This window comes from Micromonospora sp. CA-263727 (assembly GCF_050942455.1).
Taxonomy (GTDB): domain Bacteria; phylum Actinomycetota; class Actinomycetes; order Mycobacteriales; family Micromonosporaceae; genus Micromonospora.
Genome location: NZ_CP192031.1, coordinates 1123492 through 1140684, shown reverse-complemented (window position 1 = coordinate 1140684; position 17193 = coordinate 1123492). Strand labels below are relative to the sequence as shown.

16 protein-coding genes and 1 tRNA gene are annotated in these 17193 nt (G+C 72.5%); 4 read left to right on the top strand and 13 right to left on the bottom strand.

Going from position 1 to position 17193, the window contains the following annotated elements:
- Window positions 1-82 precede the first annotated feature (82 nt).
- The 3 genes from ACQPYA_RS05355 to ACQPYA_RS05345 form a co-directional block, all read right to left on the bottom strand.
- Window positions 83-1084, bottom strand: coding sequence for a glycoside hydrolase family 11 protein (locus tag ACQPYA_RS05355; protein ID WP_433533386.1), 1002 nt, complete (start codon window positions 1082-1084; stop codon window positions 83-85).
- A 552-nt stretch (window positions 1085-1636) separates the two neighbouring features.
- Window positions 1637-3007, bottom strand: a complete 1371-nt coding sequence (locus ACQPYA_RS05350) for a cystathionine beta-synthase (RefSeq protein ID WP_433531526.1) — start codon at window positions 3005-3007, stop codon at window positions 1637-1639.
- 85 nt (window positions 3008-3092) lie between these two features.
- On the bottom strand, window positions 3093-3449 hold the full coding sequence (locus tag ACQPYA_RS05345) for a YkvA family protein (RefSeq protein WP_433531525.1): 357 nt from the start codon (window positions 3447-3449) through the stop codon (window positions 3093-3095).
- Window positions 3450-3589: 140 nt separating this feature from the next.
- On the opposite strand from ACQPYA_RS05345, the gene ACQPYA_RS05340 reads away from it, so the two are divergent.
- From ACQPYA_RS05340 to ACQPYA_RS05330, 3 genes are all read left to right on the top strand, one after another.
- Entirely contained in the window at window positions 3590-4642 is a 1053-nt protein-coding gene (locus ACQPYA_RS05340) for an SGNH/GDSL hydrolase family protein (RefSeq protein ID WP_433531524.1), read from the top strand.
- On the top strand, window positions 4639-5442 hold the full coding sequence (locus ACQPYA_RS05335) for an SGNH/GDSL hydrolase family protein (RefSeq protein ID WP_433531523.1): 804 nt from the start codon (window positions 4639-4641) through the stop codon (window positions 5440-5442). The genes ACQPYA_RS05340 and ACQPYA_RS05335 overlap by 4 nt, the downstream gene beginning before the upstream one ends.
- A 64-nt stretch (window positions 5443-5506) precedes the next feature.
- Complete coding sequence (locus ACQPYA_RS05330; RefSeq protein ID WP_433531522.1) at window positions 5507-6766, top strand: acetyl-CoA C-acetyltransferase; 1260 nt, start codon at window positions 5507-5509, stop codon at window positions 6764-6766.
- A gap of 117 nt (window positions 6767-6883) precedes the next feature.
- Here ACQPYA_RS05330 and ACQPYA_RS05325 read toward each other — a convergent pair whose 3' ends face one another.
- The 3 genes from ACQPYA_RS05325 to ACQPYA_RS05315 all read right to left on the bottom strand — a co-directional run bounded on the left by ACQPYA_RS05325 (window position 6884) and on the right by ACQPYA_RS05315 (window position 8488).
- Window positions 6884-7204, bottom strand: coding sequence for a hypothetical protein (locus ACQPYA_RS05325; RefSeq protein WP_433531521.1), 321 nt, complete (start codon window positions 7202-7204; stop codon window positions 6884-6886).
- A 178-nt stretch (window positions 7205-7382) separates the two neighbouring features.
- Window positions 7383-8216 (bottom strand): Bax inhibitor-1/YccA family protein, encoded by an 834-nt coding sequence (locus ACQPYA_RS05320; protein WP_433531520.1) that lies wholly within the window; start codon window positions 8214-8216, stop codon window positions 7383-7385.
- Between the two features lie 191 nt (window positions 8217-8407).
- Window positions 8408-8488 (bottom strand) — tRNA-Leu (locus ACQPYA_RS05315).
- A gap of 101 nt (window positions 8489-8589) precedes the next feature.
- On the opposite strand from ACQPYA_RS05315, the gene ACQPYA_RS05310 reads away from it, so the two are divergent.
- Window positions 8590-10479 carry a hypothetical protein gene (locus ACQPYA_RS05310; protein WP_433531519.1) on the top strand — a complete coding sequence of 630 codons (1890 nt, stop codon included), beginning with the start codon at window positions 8590-8592 and terminating at the stop codon, window positions 10477-10479.
- A 59-nt stretch (window positions 10480-10538) separates the two neighbouring features.
- Here the strand turns inward: ACQPYA_RS05310 and ACQPYA_RS05305 are convergent, their stop codons facing one another.
- The 7 genes from ACQPYA_RS05305 to ACQPYA_RS05275 all read right to left on the bottom strand — a co-directional run bounded on the left by ACQPYA_RS05305 (window position 10539) and on the right by ACQPYA_RS05275 (window position 17189).
- Window positions 10539-11852, bottom strand: a complete 1314-nt coding sequence (locus tag ACQPYA_RS05305) for an NAD(P)/FAD-dependent oxidoreductase (protein ID WP_433531518.1) — start codon at window positions 11850-11852, stop codon at window positions 10539-10541.
- A 154-nt stretch (window positions 11853-12006) separates the two neighbouring features.
- Window positions 12007-12570 carry a hypothetical protein gene (locus tag ACQPYA_RS05300; protein ID WP_433531517.1) on the bottom strand — a complete coding sequence of 188 codons (564 nt, stop codon included), beginning with the start codon at window positions 12568-12570 and terminating at the stop codon, window positions 12007-12009.
- A 105-nt stretch (window positions 12571-12675) separates the two neighbouring features.
- Entirely contained in the window at window positions 12676-14064 is a 1389-nt protein-coding gene (locus ACQPYA_RS05295; protein WP_433531516.1) for a DUF58 domain-containing protein, read from the bottom strand.
- Between the two features lie 7 nt (window positions 14065-14071).
- Window positions 14072-15079 carry an AAA family ATPase gene (locus ACQPYA_RS05290; RefSeq protein WP_433531515.1) on the bottom strand — a complete coding sequence of 336 codons (1008 nt, stop codon included), beginning with the start codon at window positions 15077-15079 and terminating at the stop codon, window positions 14072-14074.
- Window positions 15079-15672, bottom strand: coding sequence for a hypothetical protein (locus ACQPYA_RS05285; protein WP_433531514.1), 594 nt, complete (start codon window positions 15670-15672; stop codon window positions 15079-15081). The genes ACQPYA_RS05290 and ACQPYA_RS05285 overlap by 1 nt, the downstream gene beginning before the upstream one ends.
- Window positions 15673-15676: 4 nt before the next feature.
- Window positions 15677-16396 (bottom strand): DUF4129 domain-containing protein, encoded by a 720-nt coding sequence (locus ACQPYA_RS05280; RefSeq protein WP_433531513.1) that lies wholly within the window; start codon window positions 16394-16396, stop codon window positions 15677-15679.
- 79 nt (window positions 16397-16475) lie between these two features.
- Entirely contained in the window at window positions 16476-17189 is a 714-nt protein-coding gene (locus ACQPYA_RS05275; RefSeq protein ID WP_433533385.1) for a uracil-DNA glycosylase, read from the bottom strand.
- Between the last annotated feature and the right edge of the window lie 4 nt (window positions 17190-17193).

The following is a 17193-nucleotide window of genomic DNA, read 5'->3' as shown; positions in this document are numbered from 1 at the left end:
TTGTGAGCCCGCTGTGCGTCCGGGCCCGTGCACCGGGCCAGGGGTGCCGACGCGGCCGGCACCCCTAGCTCTGCCGGCCAGCTCAGCCGGTCGCGCAGGTCGCGGTGGGTGTGGTGTTGTTGCCGTTCTTGTAGAGCGTGATGCCGAAGTTGTTGCCGTTGCCGTTCGGGCGCGCCGTGAGGGTGCCGCTGCTGCCGCTGACCGACGCGTTCCAGCTGTTCTGGAGGCTCTGGCTGCCGTTCGTGCGGATGGTGACGACCCAGTTGTTGGTGCCGCTGACCGAGAAGTTCACGTTGAACCGGTCGCTCCACTCGTCGGCCCGGTTGACGCTCACCGTGCAGTTGCCGCCACTCGGCGGCGGGGTGGTGGGGTTGGAGCCCCCGCCGCTGCCGCCCACCGTGATGTTGGAGCTACCACTGCTCTGGTACCCCTCGGTGGCCATGATCTGGTAGTAGTGGTTGCCGAGGTTCATGCCACGGCTGGCCCAGGCGTCGAAGTGGTTGCCGGTGGTGATGGTGCCGCCCACCCGCTTCGACGTCCGGACGCTCCAGTACTGGTAGAAGGTCGCGGTGCCGTCGATGGAGGGCTGGTTGACCCGCTGCGTGCGGTAGATGTCGTACGTGCCACCGTCGCTGGTGACCGTGCCCATGGAACTCGCACCCGGGGGACGCCAGCTGCCCCAACTGTCCACGATGTAGTACTCGACGAGCGGGCTCCTCGTCCACCCGTAGAGCGTCAGGTACGAGTTGCCGTTCGGGCTGTAGGTGCCGGAGTACGTCACGGACCGTCGGGTGCCGGGGTTCCAGCCCTTACCGGCGACGAAGTTGTTGACGTTGCTCCACTGGACGCTGTACTGGCCGCCGTTGCCCATGGTCATCGAGACGTTGCCACTGTCTTTCCAGAAGGAATAGAAGTAGCCGTTGTGGTTTCCTTCGGAATTCGACGTCACGGTCTGGGCGTAGGCGGGGCTGGCCCCGATGGCGGCGGCACCGGTCGCCACCAGCGCCACGGCGCAGGCCCCGGCGATCAGCATCCTGAGACGTCCGCGCCGGCGGCCTGTCGGTTGGACGGGGATGTTCTTCATCTGCGTGCTTCCTCCTCGTGACGGCTGGCGGGAGGCCAGCAGCGCGTACGAGCCGGCGGGGTTCGCGGTGGCCAGGTGGCAGCCGCCGGAGGCCGCCGGCATCGCACTACGCGGTGGTGGTGGACCGGTCGTCCTGTCCGGCACGACCGGAGGAGTGGGTCGCGGTGGGGCGACCGTCGGACGGCTATCGAGCTGCTTCGATGGCGACAGTATTGGCCGGGCCCGGTCACACTGTCAACAACTTCCGGAAATACTACGGAAGCATTGCTACCGCAACCGATCGGCTCCGATTGTCATCAAGCCTGGCCAGTAGCAACGTCAACCAGGCGAATTCTCGACCCGGGCCACCAGGGCCGGATCGATGGATCATGACTGAACCAAGGAAACACCGAAAGTTTCGGAGACTTCCGGCCCGCATTGCCTGACCACGCAGCACTGCTCGGCACGGTCGCAGCACTGTTCAGCGGCACGGCATGACGGCGTGGCCCGACCCGCGAAGGGCGGCGCCGACGAGGACGGCCGGGCGTACCCGCCCGGCCGTCGATCGGTGGGTCAGCGGGCGCCGAGATGGGCGAGCAGGTCCTGGCGGGTGAGCACGCCCTTGGGCTTGCCGTCGATCAGCACCAGCGCGGCGTCGGACTTCTCCAGCAGGTTCACCGCCTCGCTAACCGGCTGGCCACCGCCGATCATCGGCAGCGGCGACGCCATGTGCCGCTCGATGGTGTCGTGCAGCTGCGCCTGGCCGGTGAACAACGCGTCGAGCAGGTCCTTCTCGGCGATCGAGCCGGCCACCTCGCCGGTGACCACCGGCGGCTCGGCTTTGAGCACCGGCAACTGGGAGACGCCGTACTCGCGCATGTAGTCGACCGCGTCGCGGACCGTCTCGGTCGGGTGCACGTGCACCAGCTCGGGCAGCCCGCCCGGCTTGCTGGCGAGCGCCTCGGCCACGGTCGGCTCGGAGCCCGAGTTGTCGAGGAACCCGTAGCGGGCCATCCAGCCGTCGTTGAAGATCTTGGAAAGGTAGCCCCGGCCGCTGTCCGGCAGCAGCACCACGACCACGTCGTCCGGGCCGGCGGAGCGGGCCACCTCCAGCGCCGCCACCGTCGCCATGCCGCAGGAGCCGCCCACCAGCAGCCCCTCCTCGCGGGCCAGCCGCCGGGTCATCTCGAAGGACTGCTTGTCCGAGACCTCGACGATCTGGTCGGCCACCCCCCGGTCGTACGTCTCCGGCCAGAAGTCCTCGCCGACCCCCTCGACCAGGTACGGCCGACCGGTGCCGCCGGAGTAGACCGAGCCCTCCGGGTCCGCGCCGATGACCTTGACCGTGCCGCCGGACGCCTCCTTCAGGTAGCGCCCGATGCCGGAGATGGTGCCGCCGGTGCCGACGCCGGCGACGAAGTGGGTGATCCGGCCCTCGGTCTGCTTCCACAGCTCGGGACCGGTCGTCTCGTAGTGCGAGCGCGGGTTCGCCGGGTTGGCGTACTGGTTGGGCTTCCATGCGCCGGGGATCTCCCGGGCCAGCCGATCGGAGACGTTGTAGTACGAGCGGGGGTCCTCCGGCGCGACGGCGGTCGGGCATTCGACCACCTCCGCGCCGTACGCCCGCAGCACGTCCTGCTTGTCCTGGCTGACCTTGTCCGGGCAGACGAAGACGCACTTGTAGCCCTTGAGCTGGGCCACCAGGGCCAGACCGACGCCGGTGTTGCCGCTGGTCGGCTCGACGATGGTGCCACCCGGCCGGAGGATCCCGGCGGCCTCGGCGTCCTCCACCATGCGCAGCGCGATCCGATCCTTCACGGAGCCACCGGGGTTGAGGTACTCCACCTTCGCCAGCACCGTCGCCTGGATGCCCTCGGCGACGTTGCGCAGCCGCACCAGCGGGGTGTTGCCGATCATCTCGACGACGTTGTCGTAGTACTGCACCTCGTTGTGCCCTTCTCCTCCGGCGCCGGCGCCGCAGGCCGGGGCGGGTTGCTCGCGTGAAATCCCGCGCCCAGGGTACGTCGGGTCAGCTCACCACGTGGCCGGGGACCACAGAGCTGCGACGTGCCTCCCACTCCAGGAAGCGTTCGGTCTCGGCGAGCACCGCGCCGGCCAACCAGGTGACCATCACCGCGTCGTCGATCAGCCCGAACACCGTGAGGAACATCTCCGGCACCGCGTCGATCGGAGAGACGACGTACGCCGTCGCCGCCGTCATCATGGCCAGCCGGAGGCCGCCGTCGTAGCGGCCCCGTGCGGTGGCCGCGATCATCCGGGGCAGCGCCCCGATCCGCGCGCCGAGCGACGGGCCGCCCCGGGCGCCGGCGGTCAGCGCCCGGGCCAGGGCCACGAACGCCGCACCCCGCTTCAACGTCTTAGCCATCGTCGTGCTCCTCTCCATGTGCAGCGTGACGACCCGACGCAACACTCACCATCCAAGTACCCAGAGCGGTCGTTTTCCAGGCACCGGGGCAGCATCGGTGACGACAGCGGCCCGTCGGACGGGCGCGCTAGTGTCGCGGTATGGGGGTGGCTGGTTCCGTCGTACCGGATCGTCCGCGCCGGCAGCGCGCCTGGCGGCTGGCCCGCCTGGCGGCGATCGGCACGGGTGCCACCGTGGCCGCCGCGGCGGCGACCACCGGTGTGCTCTTCGGCCAGGCCCGTCAGGCCCGGCGGACGATCCCGATGGCCGAGGCGCCGCCACCGCGCTGCGACGGGGTCTACGGCGCCAAGTTTCCCGGCCCGGCGGTCACCATGGTCATCCTCGGCGACTCGTCGGCCGCCGGGTACGGCGTGCACCGGCGACGGGAGACGCCCGGCTCACTACTGGCCACCGGCCTGTCCCGGCGGCTCCAGCGACCGGTCCGGCTGCACCGCTTCGCCGTGGTGGGCGCCATCTCGGCCGGTCTCCGGTTCCAGGTCGAGGCCGCCCTGGAGTGCGATCCCGACGTCGCGGTCATCCTGATCGGCGGCAACGACGTGACCAACCGCACGCCGCCCGCCCTGGCCGTGCGCTACCTCGTCGAGGGGGTACGCGCACTGCGCGCGGCCGGCGCGGAGGTGGTCGTCGGCACCTGCCCCGACCTGGGTGCGATCCGGCCCATCCAGCCGCCGCTGCGGTGGCTGGCCCGCCGGTGGAGTCGGCAGCTCGCCGCCGCCCAGACGGTCGCCGTCGTCTCGGCCGGCGGCTGGACGGTCTCCCTCGGCGACCTGCTCGGGCCACGGTTCGCCGCGGAGCCGGGCCGGATGTTCGCCTGGGACCGGTTCCACCCCTCCGCCGAGGGGTACGCCATGGCCGCCGCCGCCCTGCTGCCCACGGTGCTCTCCGCGATGGGGTATGGCGCCGAAAGCAGGCCTTCGCCCACGCGCGTGGAAGGCGTACGGTCGTTGCCTAAGGCCGCTCAGGAGGCGGCTCGGCATCCGGGGACGGAGGTCAGCGGCACGCAGATCCGCGGCAGCGACAGCGGTTCGGCAGGTCGTTGGGCGCAGCTGCGCCGCCGGGGGTTCTTCGGCGTCGGCGCGGTGCCGCACTCCGCCTCCGCCACCGACTCACCCGCAGTGGAGGGACTCACATGACCAGCCTGTCGCCGGGCGCCCGGGCCGCCGCGCGGGTGGCCCGCACCGTGGCGGTCTCCCTGCTCGCCGGCACGCTCGGCGGCGCGGCCGTGCTCGCCGGCCAGGCCGTGATTGCCCGTAACCGCCGTTACGCCCAGCCCGAGCTGGGTCTCGCGCTGCGGGCGACCGTCGGCCGGGCCGACGCCCCACCGCTGCGTCTGGTGCTGCTCGGCGACTCCTCCGCCCTCGGTGTCGGGGTCGACCGCCTCGCCGACACCATCGGCGGGCAGCTGGCCGAGTTGCTCGCCGAGGGTCCGGCTGGGCGACAGGTTCACCTGTCCAGCGTCGGTGTCTCGGGTTCGCGCTCCACCGACCTGGCCACCCAGGTGGCCCGGGCGTTGCTCGGTGAGCAGCCGGACGTGGCCGTCATCCTGGTCGGGGCGAACGACGCCACCAGCCTGCGCCGTCCGGCCGACGCCGCCGCCTACCTCGGCGCGGCCGTGCACCGGTTGCGGCAGGCGGGAGTCGAGGTCGTGGTCGGCACCTGCCCGGACCTCGGCGCGGTACGGGCGATCGCGCCACCGCTGCGTCAGGTCGTCGGTTGGGTCGGCCGCCGGGTCGGCCGGGCCCAGACGGGTGCCGTCCTGGCCGCCGGCGGGACGGTGGTCGACCTGGACACCGAGACGGGGCCGGTTTTCCGGGCCGATGCCGGCACCTTCTGCCACGACGGTTTCCACCCCTCCGCCGACGGCTACCGGGTCTGGGCCCACGCCCTACTGCCGGCGGTGGTCGCCGCGGCGGCGGTCACCCCCCGTCGCTGACGGGTGACATTTCCCGGCGTTGGAAAACTTCCGCCGCAAGTTACCGGCGAGTTAACGTGTGCCCATGCCGATTGAGTCGTCCCGCGACGCCGTCATCGTCGCCACCGCCCGCTCCCCCATCGGCCGGGCCCACAAGGGGTCCCTTCGCGACCTCCGCCCGGACGACCTCGCCGCCACCATCGTGCAGGCGGCCCTGGCCAAGGTCCCCCAGCTCGACCCGCGACAGATCGACGACCTCTACCTCGGGTGCGGCCTGCCCGGCGGCGAGCAGGGCTTCAACATGGCCCGGGTGGTCGCCGTGCTGATGGGCCTCGACGGCCTGCCCGGCGCCACGCTCACCCGCTACTGCGCCTCCTCGTTGCAGACCACCCGGATGGCGATGCACGCGATCCGGGCCGGCGAGGGTGACATCTTTGTCTCCGCCGGAGTCGAGGCCGTCTCCCGCTACGCCCGGGGCAACTCCGACGGCCTGCCGCCGGAGGCGCAGGCCCTGGTGGGCCGCTGGGAGAACCCCCGCTTCACCGAGGCCCACCAGCGTTCCACGGCCCGCGCCGAGGGCGGTGCCCCGGTCTGGACCGACCCGCGGGAGAAGGACGCGCTCCCCGACGTCTACCTGGCCATGGGGCAGACCGCGGAGAACCTCGCCCAGGTGTACGACGTGAGCCGTGCGGACATGGACGCCTTCGGCGTACGCAGCCAGAATCTCGCCGAGAAGGCGATCGCCGACGGCTTCTGGGCCCGCGAGATCACCCCGGTCACCACGCCCGACGGCACGGTGGTGAGCGCCGACGACGGCCCGCGCGCCGGGGTGACCCTGGAGGCGGTCTCCGCGCTGAAGCCGGTCTTCCGCCCCGATGGCCGGATCACCGCCGGCAACTGCTGCCCGCTCAACGACGGGGCCGCCGCCGTGGTGGTGATGAGCGCCCAGCGGGCTGAGGAACTGGGGATCACCCCGCTGGCCCGGATCGTCTCCACCGGCGTCACCGCGCTGTCGCCGGAGATCATGGGGCTCGGCCCGGTCGAGGCGAGCCGGCAGGCGCTCAAGCGGGCCGGCATGACCATCGACGACGTCGACCTCGTCGAGATCAACGAGGCGTTCGCCGCCCAGGTGATCCCGTCGTACCGCCAGCTCGGCATCGCCGAGGAGAAGCTGAACGTGATGGGTGGCGCGATCGCCGTCGGCCACCCGTTCGGCATGACCGGCGCCCGGATCACCGGCACGCTGCTCAACGCCCTCCAGTGGCACGACAAGACCATCGGCCTGGAAACCATGTGCGTCGGCGGCGGGCAGGGCATGGCCATGCTCCTCGAACGCCTCAGCTGAGGTCGCCGATCCCGACGTGTCCGCTGGATCTCGGCTCGGCCCAGCGAGATCCCGCGGACCCAGGCCCAGACCACGGCCCGGGTCGCAACTCCGGAGCACGGCCCTACACCGCGGCCCCTAGAGAGCGGTCCGGGTCGCGGTCACCTCGGTGGCGGCCCGGGCCAGGATCTGGTCGGTCGGGTCGGCGGCCAGCAGGTCGGCCGCGACCACCCGGAGCTGATCGGGCAGCGCCATGTCGTTGTCGAGCCGGGGTACGGTCCGGCGCGGCTCGCCCTCCGCGTCAGCGGCCAGATTGGCGATCTCCTGCACCAACCGGTGCACCAGATCCGCCCGGGAAACGTTGCCCCCCGACGCGATGGCGGACCATCTCGGCTGTTGCCAGTGCCCGACCTGCCGCACCAGCAACTCCACCCCCCGCCCCACATCCACCTCCCGCACCCCCCAACCCTACGCGCCCACCCCTCCGCCGCCGATCATGCAGTTGTGGTGGGCGTTTTGTGTAAATCGTGAGCTTTGTCGGGCACCACAACTGCATGATCAACGGGGCGGGAAGGTGGGGGAACGACGACGGCGCCCGTCCCCGGGTGGGGGCGGGCGCCGGTCGGTCGTCGGGCTGTCAGTCGTCGCCCTGGAAGTAGCTCAGCAGGCGCAGGATCTCGATGTAGAGCCAGATCAGGCTGACCAGGATGCCGAACGCGGCGACCCAGGAGTAGCGCTGTGGCAGGCCCATCCGGACGCCGTCCTCGACCTCCTTGAAGCTGAGCACGAAGCTCAGCGAGGCGACGACGATGCAGACCAGGCTGAAGCCGATGGCCAGCGCGCCGCCGTCCCGCAGGCCGGTGTTGAAACCGAACAGCGAGAGCACGAAGTTGATCAGCATGACGGCGAAGAGGCCCGCCATCACCGCGACCAGACCCTTGGTGAACCTCGGCGTCGCCCGGATGACGCGCGACTTGTAGAGCATGGTCATCACGAAGAAGACGCCGAAGGTGGCGACGACCGCCTGGATGACGATGCCCGGGTAGCGCGTCTCGAAGAACTTGCTGATCGCGCCGACCAGGACACCCTCGACGACGGCGTACGCGACGACCAGCGCCGGGTTCGCCATCCGGGAGAACGAGATGATCAGACCGAGCACCAGACCGACCACGGCGGCGCCGATCCAGGCGGCACCGAGCAGCGCGTCGGGCACCAGCACCCACGCCGCCGCGGCGGTGGCGCCGAGGATGGCCAGGAGCGTGACCGTCTTGACCACCACGTCGTCGATCGACATGGGGGTGACCGCCGGCGGCGCGGACGGGTAACCCGGCGCGCCGGGGTAACCGGCCTGCGGCGGGTACTGCTGTGGGTATCCGGGCTGCCCGTAGGGCCCGGTCGGGGCGTACCCAGCGGCACGCTCGCGCTCGGCCGCCTGGCCGAGCCGGGCGAGCACCGGGTTCGAAGTCTTCACTGTCTGGCCTCCCTAAGGGGGTCGTGGCACGTCAACGCGCGCTACAAGAGTAAACGTCCGGGACAGTCCGGTGGTGATCGGAATCCTGAGGGAACGCTGAGAGTGCCCGCACACCCCCGGCCACGGCGGTCGGAGCCGCCGCCCCGCGCGTCCTGGGCGGCGATGCCGTCAGCCGCCACGGATGCGCTGCGTGCCCGGGGCGGGGGTCGAACCCGCACGCCTTGCGGCAGCCGCTTTTAAGGCGGCCGTGTCTGCCGTTCCACCACCCGGGCGGGTGACCCCGACGCGCCGGCACGCGCGGTGCAGTGCCACGGTAGCGGGTTCGCGGCCGCTGCGGCGTCCCCTGCCGGCCACCGGCACTAGGGTCGAGGCCGTGAGCAGCCGCGCACCGACCGCCCGGGACGACGATGTGGCCACGCGGGCGCTCCACACCATCGATCGGGTACGCCTACCGCGGCTGCCCCGGGCCGTCACCCGGCATCGGGGCGATCTGCTCGTGGGGCTGCTCTTCGCGGCGCTGGCCGGCTGGCTCACCCACGGCCTCTGGCCCGACCCGACGGGCCGGACGCTCGCGCTCAACCCCGATGACCAGATCCTGTACGAGTGGTTCCTGACCGTCGACGCGCGGGCCCTGCTGGGCGACTTCGGGCTGCTCAGCGACCGGCTCAACGCCCCCGACGGGGTGAACCTGATGGCCAACACCTCGGTCATCGCCCTCGGCGTGCTGTTCGCGCCGGCCACTCTGCTGTTCGGCGCACCGGTCACCTTCGCCCTGCTCACGGCCGGCAACCTGGCCGGCACGGCGACCGCCTGGTACCTCCTCTACCGCCGTACGCTGCGCGCCCACCGGCTCGCCGCGGCGCTGGGCGGTGCGCTGTGCGGCTTCGGCCCGGGAATCGTCTCGCAGAGCAACAGCCACCTGCACATGACCGCCCAGTGGCTGCTGCCGGTCATCGTCTGGCTGGTGGTCGGCCTGCTCCGGGCCGCCGGAACCGTCGGCGGCGGGTCACCGGAATTCGCCGCAGGCGGGCGGGGGTCGGACCGCCGGGCCGGCTCGGCCACGTCCCGTGCCAGATGGGCCGGGACGCGACGGCTGGTCGCCCTGGCGGTCGGGCTCGCCGTGGCCGTCTCCGCACAGGTGTTCATCGGCGAGGAGGTGCTCTTCCTCGGCGCGGTCACCCTGCTGGTGATGGCGGTGACGGTGATCGCCGTACATCGTGACCTGGCCCGCCGCGCGCTGCCCGCCTTCGCCGGCGGCATGGCGCTCGCCACCGGGCTGGCCCTGCTCGTGCTCGCCCGCCCGCTGTGGTTCCAGTTCGCCGGGCCGCAGGGCGTCGCGGAAGGTCTCTTCAGCCCGCACTACTTCTCGGCCGATCTGCGCAGCTGGTGGGCGATCTCGCCGCTCGCTCTGGTCGGGAACGACCGCTCGGCCGAACTGACCACCGGCCCGGCCGAGTACAACACCTTCCTCGGTTGGCCGCTGCTGCTGGTCACCGCCGGGTGCGCGCTCTGGCTGGGGCGTCACCTGCTGGTGCGGGCCTGCGCCGTCGGCATCCTGGTGATGGGCGCGCTCTCGCTCGGGCCCGAGATCGTCTTCGACCGCGAGGGCACCGGCGTGCCCGGTCCGTACGCGTTGTTGGCCGGGCTCCCGGTGGTCGACGGCGCGCTACCGATGCGGTTCGCCCTGGCCGTACCGCCGTTGGTGGCGACGATCCTGGTGCTGGCCCTGGACCGGGCGTTGCGGGCCACCGGCCGGCCCCGGCGGCTGGTGCTGGCGGCGATCGGTGTGGCGCTGGTGCCGGTGGTCCCGGCGCCGCTGCCCACCGCCGCGCGCACGCCGGTGCCGGAGTTCATCACCGCCGGCCACTGGCGCGCCTGCGTCGAGCCGGGCGGCGTGCTGGTGCCGGTGCCGCTGGCCACGCCGAAGGAGCCGGGCCCGATGCGCTGGGCGACCGCGGCGGGTGCCCGGTTCGGCATGCCGGAGGGCTTCTTCATCGGCCCGAACGGCCTCGACGGCAGCGCCGCGATGGGTGTCGCCAAGCGGCCCACCTCGGCGCTGCTGGCCGAGGTGTCCGCCAGCGGGCTGCGTCCCGTCGTCGGCGAGGAGCAGCGCCGCCAGGCCGAGGCGGACGTCCGCTACTGGGACGCCTCCTGCCTGGCACTGGCGACCGCCACACCGCACGCCGACAACCTCCGCCTGACCTTGGAGGCGCTCTACGGCCCGTCGACCCGGGCCGCCGACGCCTGGTACTGGCGGGTGTGAACCCTGCCTGTTAAGAGGGGACCCCTCCTCTACCGGAGGCGTTAAGAAGGGGCCCTTCCTTACTTGCGGGAGGCTTCGGCGAACTCTTCGCGGGGGTCGTGCAGCTGGCCGAGGGCGACCACCTCACGCTTGAGGACGAACGCCAGCGTCCAGTCGACCACCACCCGGACCTTGCGGTTGAAGGAGGGGATCCGGCTCATGTGGTACGTCCGGTGCATGAACCAGGCCGGCCAGCCGGTCATCTTGATGCCGTAGACCTGGGCCACGCCCTTGTGCAGGCCGAGGCTGGCCACGCTGCCGGCGTGCTTGTGCTTGTACGGCACCGGCGCCCGGCCCCGGATCACGGCCACGATGTTGTCGGCCATCCGCTGCGCCTGGCGTACCGCGTGCTGGGCGCTCGGCGAGCAGTAGTTGCCCGGCGGCTTGGTGAGATCCGGCACGGCGGCGCAGTCGCCCGCGCTCCAGGCGCCCTCGACCACCCGGTCACCGTCGACCACCTGGAGAGTGGGCAGGCAGGTGATCCGACGCCGCTCCTCGCGGGGGAAGTCGGTCGCGTCCAGCATCGGCGACGGCTTCACCCCGGCGGTCCAGACGATGGTGTCCGCCCGGAAGCTGTCGCCGTCGGAGAGCTGGACCACCCCGTCGACGCAGGACTCCAGCCGGGTGTCCAGCCGGATGTCCATGTCCCGCTTCAGCAACTGCTGCACCGTGTAGGCGCCCATGTCCCGGTCGACCTCGGGCAGCACCCGCTGGGTGGCCTCGACCAGCACCCAGCGCATGTCCGACGGCTCCAGCTCCGGGTAGTACCTCAGGGCGTCCCGGGCCATGTCCTCCATCTCGGCGAGCGCCTCGATGCCGGCGTACCCGCCGCCGACGAAGACGAAGGTCAGCGCGCTGCGGCGGACGTCGGGGTCGGTGGTGGCGGCGGCCACGTCCAGCCGGTCGAGCACGTGGTTGCGCAGGTAGATGGCCTCACCGATGGTCTTGAAGCCGATGCCGTGCTCGTGCAGGCCGGGAATCGGCAGGGTCCGGGAGACCGAGCCGGGGGAGACCACCACGTGGTCGTAGGTGATCTCCCGGGTCGGGCCGACGATCGGCTGCACCACGGCGGTCCTGCGGTCATGATCGATCCGCGTCACCGCGCCGGCCACCACCTTGCACCGGCGCAACTCCCGACGCAGCGGCACCACGGAGTGCCGCGGGGAAATGTTTCCCGCCGATGCCTCGGGCAGGAACGGCTGGTACGTCATGTGCGGCTGGGGGTCGACGACGATGACCTCAGCCTCTCGGGAGCTGAGCTTCTTCGACAGGCGCAGCGCCGCGTAGAGCCCGACATGCCCGGCACCCACCACAAGGATCCGCTTCGGATTCACGCCTACCATCTTTCCCCGACCAGCGGCGCTAATCCTGCTCGCGGCCCGCTTCTGTGACCGAGCACAACCTCACTGTGACCCGGACAACGTGGGACCCCGGGTCACTTTCCACCAGCCGCCGCCGGCCGCACCCCGCCGCCGGCCGACCCAGGCGTCACCTGCGTCGCAGCAGCCAGGCCAGCAACGCGGTCACCGCGGTCGCGATCAGCAGACCCGCGACCGTGACGGCCTGCCGGCCGATGTTGTCACCACCCACCCGAGTCAGTTCGACCAGCAGCACCCCGACCACCGACGTGGCGAGCAACACTGCGGCGGCGCGGGTGAGCCAACGCACAATCAGGTCCGGATCCACCACCGCGTCGTACGGCAGCACCGCGGCCAGCGCACAGAGGGTGTGCGTGAGGTAGAGCACCGCCGCGACCACCATCAGCCGCCACAGCGCGATCGGCCGGTCGTAGCCGTCGGTGGCGAGCAGCCATCCCGCGACGGTGACCAGCGCCGCGAAGGTCGGCCAGAGCCGGCGCGGGGCCAGCGCGGGCAGCACCGCGACCACGACCAGGGCACCGAGCACCTGCCCCGCCACGACCTCGGCGGGGTACGCCAACAGCAGCCCCACCAGCGTGCCGACGAAGATCCCGGCGCGGACCAGCAGCGGGGTCAGGGTGACCCGGCCCGCCGCCGTCCGCAACGCCCGGATCCGCCCGCTCACCGGACCCACCCTTCGTGCCCGACTGCGGTACTCCGCTGCGCTACGTTCCTCGCGCTCACCGGGCCAGTCCTTCGTTCACGACTGCGGTACTCCGCTGCGCTACGTTCCTCGCGCTCACCGGCCACCCACCCGGGGGGCGGCGGCCAGCCGGGCCACGTCCCGCAGCACCTGGTCGAGGCTGCCCGCGCCGGCCCACGGCACCACCGGCACGCCATGTTCGCGCAGCTGGGCGATCATCGTCTCCCGGTCCAGCCGCCACAGCCGGTACGCCACCTCGGCCCAGCCCCGGTCCGTGGGCGGGGACAGGTCGGCCGGCAGGGTGTCCACGGCCACCACGAACCGCCCGGAGCGGGCCAACCGGGCCAGCATCTGCGCCGACCGCTCCTCCAGCAGCGGGGTGAGCACCACCACCAGCGCGTCGGCGGAGAGCACCTGCGGCCCGAAGACGAGGTCGTACGGCTCGTGCGGCGAGGACTGGGCCCGCACGTCCAACAGCCACTCCAGCACGGTCAGGTACTGCCGGCGGCCGGTCGCCGGGCGCAGCCGTCGGGCGCTCGGGCCGTACTCCAGCAGCGCCACCCGGTCGCCCCGGTGCAGATAGTGCTCGGCGATGGCGGCGGCGGCCCGGACCGTGGTGTCCAGCACCGAGGCCGTCCCGTTGATCCCGCCGGAGCGGCCCGCCTCGGCGAGCACGTCGAGCAGCACGACCACCTCGGCGTCCCGATCGGAAAGGGTGGCCGCCACGTGCAGTTGCCGGGCGCGCAGCGACACCCGCCAGTCGACCCGGCGCAGCCGGTCGCCGGGGGCGAAGACCCGTACGCCGGCCAGCTCTCCGCCCTCGCCGGGCCGGCGCGAGCGGTGGGCTCCGACCAGCCCGGCGGCGCGGGGCATCGCCTCGACCGCATCGAAGGGCTCGGTCTTCGGGTACACCCGGGTCCGGGTCGGCTCGGCGATCACCGCCCGGGAGACCAGCAGTCCCTGGGCGGCGGAGACCCGGGCACCGGCCGGGCCGAGCCGGTGCCGCCCCCACCGCAGCGCGGTGCCCGCCAACTCCAGGTCGACCGCGGTGTCCGGGGCCACCGAGGTGACGAACGGCCGGCCGGCCACGGCCGGCCGGCGGGTCCCGCCGGACCGGCCACCCTCGGCGACGGTGCCACCGGCCAGGCTCGCCCGTTCGATCCGCAGCCAGGGTGAGACCCGGGTCCGCAGCACCGCCACGTCGTAGGGCACGGTGCCGGGGTTGCCGACGCTGACCGTCCCGGTCACCTCGCCCCCCTCCACCAGGTGCTCCTCCTCGCCACTGATCCACACCTGGGGCAGCTCGGTGGGCCGGCGGTGCAACGCGTAGGCGGTGCCGAGCGCGAACGGGGCGGCCAGCACGACCAGATCGACTCGGCCGAGCAGCACCGCGGCGATCAGGAGCAGCCCGGTGAGCAGCACGGCCCGGCCGAACGCCGGGGTCGGCGTCCAGCGCTCCGCGGTCGACGGGTCCTGGCTGCTCACAACGGGTTCAGTGCCCCTGCCGGCCGGCCGCGTAGCTGGGCAGCGCTCCGCTGGCCGGTGCCGGGGTGCCGTCGAGAACCTCACCGACCACGAAGGACGGATCGACCCGCCGCAGCCACATCTCCGGCCGCAGCGTGATCCGGTGCGCCAGCGCCGGGGCGGCCACGTCCTTGACGTCCTCCGGCACCACGTAGTCCCGACCGGAGAGCACCGCCCGGACCCGGGCCAGCAGCAGCAACGCCAACGAACCGCGCGGCGAGGCGCCGACCAGCACCGACGGGTGTTCGCGGGTGGCCGAGGTCAACGCCACGATGTAGCGGCCGACCGAGTCCTCCACCACCACGTCCTCCAGCGCGGCCTGCATGGCGCGCAGGGTGCCGGCGTCGACGACCGACTTGATCTCGGCCTCCTCCCGGCGGCGGGCCATCCGCCGGCGCAGCACCTCCCACTCCTCCTCGTGCTCCGGGTAGCCGAACGACACCCGCAGCAGGAACCGGTCCAGCTGGGCCTCCGGCAAGGGGTAGGTGCCCTCGTACTCGATGGGGTTGGCGGTGGCGAGCACGTGGAACGGCTCGTCCAACCGGTAGGTCACGCCCTCCACCGAGACCTGCTTCTCCTGCATCGCCTCCAGCAGGGCGGACTGGGTCTTCGGCGGGGTCCGGTTGATCTCGTCGGCGAGCAGCAGGTTGGTGAAGACCGGCCCGGCCCGGAACGCGAAGTCGCCGCTGCGCTGGTCGTAGAGGAACGAGCCGGTGACGTCGGCGGGCAGCAGGTCGGGAGTGAACTGGAGACGCCGGAAATCCAGCCCGAGCGCCTGCGCGAAGGACCGGGCGGTGAGCGTCTTGCCGAGGCCGGGCAGGTCCTCCAGCAGGACGTGCCCGCCCGCCAGGATGCCGGCCAGGACCAACTCCAGGGCGTCCCGCTTGCCGACCACGACCTGACCGACCGCGTCGAGCACCGCCCGGGCGAGACGGCCGACCTCGGCGACGGGCATCGTCCGGTCGACGTCGTTCATCAAGTCTTCTCCAGTTCGGCGACGATCGCCGCGAGGTCGCGCGGCGAGGGGGTGCGGCGGGGCGGTTTCTCCAGGAACTTCCACAGCCGGTCGCCCAGCAGCACCCGGGCCCGGGCCGGGTCCGACTCACGGGTCACGCCGTGCTTGAGGCGCAGCCGCTCGTCGGCCAGTTCGGCGAGGCGGGGCAGGATCACCGTGGTGAAGCGCTCCGGATGGGTCTTGGACCAGTTGAGCGGCAGTTCCCAGCCGTTGATCGCGTTGCGCAACGCGTCCCGGGCGGCCCAGTTGTAGGAGCCGTCCTCTTCCCCGCCGCGGGCGGAGACCCCGGCACTCGCCCGGGGCGGCGCGAGCGTGGCGACGATACGGCGTACCACCAGCAGCGTGAGCACCGCGGCGACCAGCACCGGCAGGGACACCCGCAACCCGACCGCACGCAGCCCGGCGACCAGGACGACGGTGGCGGCGGCGGTGACACCGAGGACGCTCAGCACGGTACGCAGCCGACCGCCCCGGCGTGGCCCCGGCCGGACCGGCCGCTCCTCCTCGAAGGTGAGCAGGTCATCGATGCTGGCCCCACTCTGCCGCTCGCTCACGGCGTCACCTCGCCACCGTGGCGGCGAGTTCGCCGCGCAACCGGCGTAGGGCGGTGCGGGCCTGGTCACGGGTCTCTTCGTCGACCGGGCGGGTGGCGTACCGGGCCTCGCGGTAGACGTGCGCGAACTCGGCCAGCACGTCGGCGCTGACGATCGCCGGTACGCCGCTGGACGGGTCGCCCCGCAACAGCCGGGTGACCAGGTCGGTGGCGGTGTCACCAGTCTTCCGGGGCACCCCGGCACCGGCGGCGGCCTCTTCGAGGCGTACCCAGCAGGCGATGACCGCGGTCCGTGGGTCGGTGGCGCGGTCGTCCAGCTCGACCAGCCCGGCGTCGACGGCGGCGACCACCTCGCGGGCGGTCCCCTCGGCGCTGCGCCGGGCCGGTTTCCTGGGCAGTGCCCGGGTGACCCGGCGGGCCGCTCCCCGCAGCAGCGTCCAGACCAGATAGCCGAGGACGGCGAGCAGCACCGCCCCGAGCAGCACCAGCGCCACCCGGCCGAGCCAGGACGGGATCTCGGTGCGGGTCTGCTCGGCGGCCTCCCGCGGCTCGGCGGGAATCGACGGGCGCGGATCGTCGGTCGGGTAGTCCAGCACGAAGGGGGCGTCCCGGACGGCGGGCGGGACCCGGCTCGCGCCGATCGACGAGTGGGCGGCAGCCAGGGCCGTCGCGGCGAGCAGGCCGACCACCACCGCGACCGGCCACCACCTGCGCAGGAAGTCCATGCTGGCCTACCTCCGGGCCACCGGTAGGGACGGCGGGCAACCGCAGTTCATGTCCGCCATCGCCACCGCCCCCGCAGCCTCAGTCCACGCCGGCCAATCGCTTTGCCCGGGTGAACACATCGTCCAGCATCCCTGGTGTCAGCCGTCCGGTGAAAGTGTTCTGCTGGCTGACGTGGTAGCAGCCGAGCAGTTCCGGTACGGCCGTGCCGGACCAGTGTGCCCCATGACCGAACGACGGTCGCGGGCTGGGCGGACGGCGGCCGTACACGTCGCGCAGCACCGGCCACCACGCGGCCCAGGCGAACGCGCCCAGCGCGACCACCACCTGCACCGTCGGCCGGATCAGTGCCACCTCGCGGTGCAGCCACGGCGCGCAGGTGTCCCGCTCGGCCGGGGTGGGCTTGTTGTCCGGCGGGGCGCAGCGCACCGCGGCGAAGATCCGCGTCTGTCGCAGGGCCAGCCCGTCGTCGGCGGCCACGCTGGTCGGCTGGTTGGCCAGGCCGGCGCGGTGCAGCGCGGCGAAGAGGACGTCGCCGGAGCGGTCACCGGTGAAGATCCGGCCGGTGCGGTTGCCGCCGTGGGCCGCCGGGGCCAGCCCGAGGATGGCGATCCGGGCCGTGGGATCGCCGAAGCCGGGCACCGGCCGACCCCAGTATTCCTGGTCGCGGAAGGCCGCCCGCTTCGTCCGGGCGACCTCCTCCCGCCAGTCGACCAGCCGTGGGCAGGCGAAACAGTCCGCGACGGCCGCGTCGAGATGGGTGAGATCGGTCGCCCGCGCCGCGCGGGCGACCACCTCG

Coding starts and splice junctions, on each gene's coding strand:
- ACQPYA_RS05280 (WP_433531513.1), bottom strand. CDS start 16,396: ATGGACTTCCTGCGCAGGTGGTGGCCGGTCGCGGTGGTGGTCGGCCTG.
- ACQPYA_RS05330 (WP_433531522.1), top strand. CDS start 5,507: ATGCCGATTGAGTCGTCCCGCGACGCCGTCATCGTCGCCACCGCCCGC.
- ACQPYA_RS05345 (WP_433531525.1), bottom strand. CDS start 3,449: ATGGCTAAGACGTTGAAGCGGGGTGCGGCGTTCGTGGCCCTGGCCCGG.
- ACQPYA_RS05340 (WP_433531524.1), top strand. CDS start 3,590: ATGGGGGTGGCTGGTTCCGTCGTACCGGATCGTCCGCGCCGGCAGCGC.
- ACQPYA_RS05290 (WP_433531515.1), bottom strand. CDS start 15,079: ATGAACGACGTCGACCGGACGATGCCCGTCGCCGAGGTCGGCCGTCTC.
- ACQPYA_RS05355 (WP_433533386.1), bottom strand. CDS start 1,084: ATGAAGAACATCCCCGTCCAACCGACAGGCCGCCGGCGCGGACGTCTC.
- ACQPYA_RS05335 (WP_433531523.1), top strand. CDS start 4,639: ATGACCAGCCTGTCGCCGGGCGCCCGGGCCGCCGCGCGGGTGGCCCGC.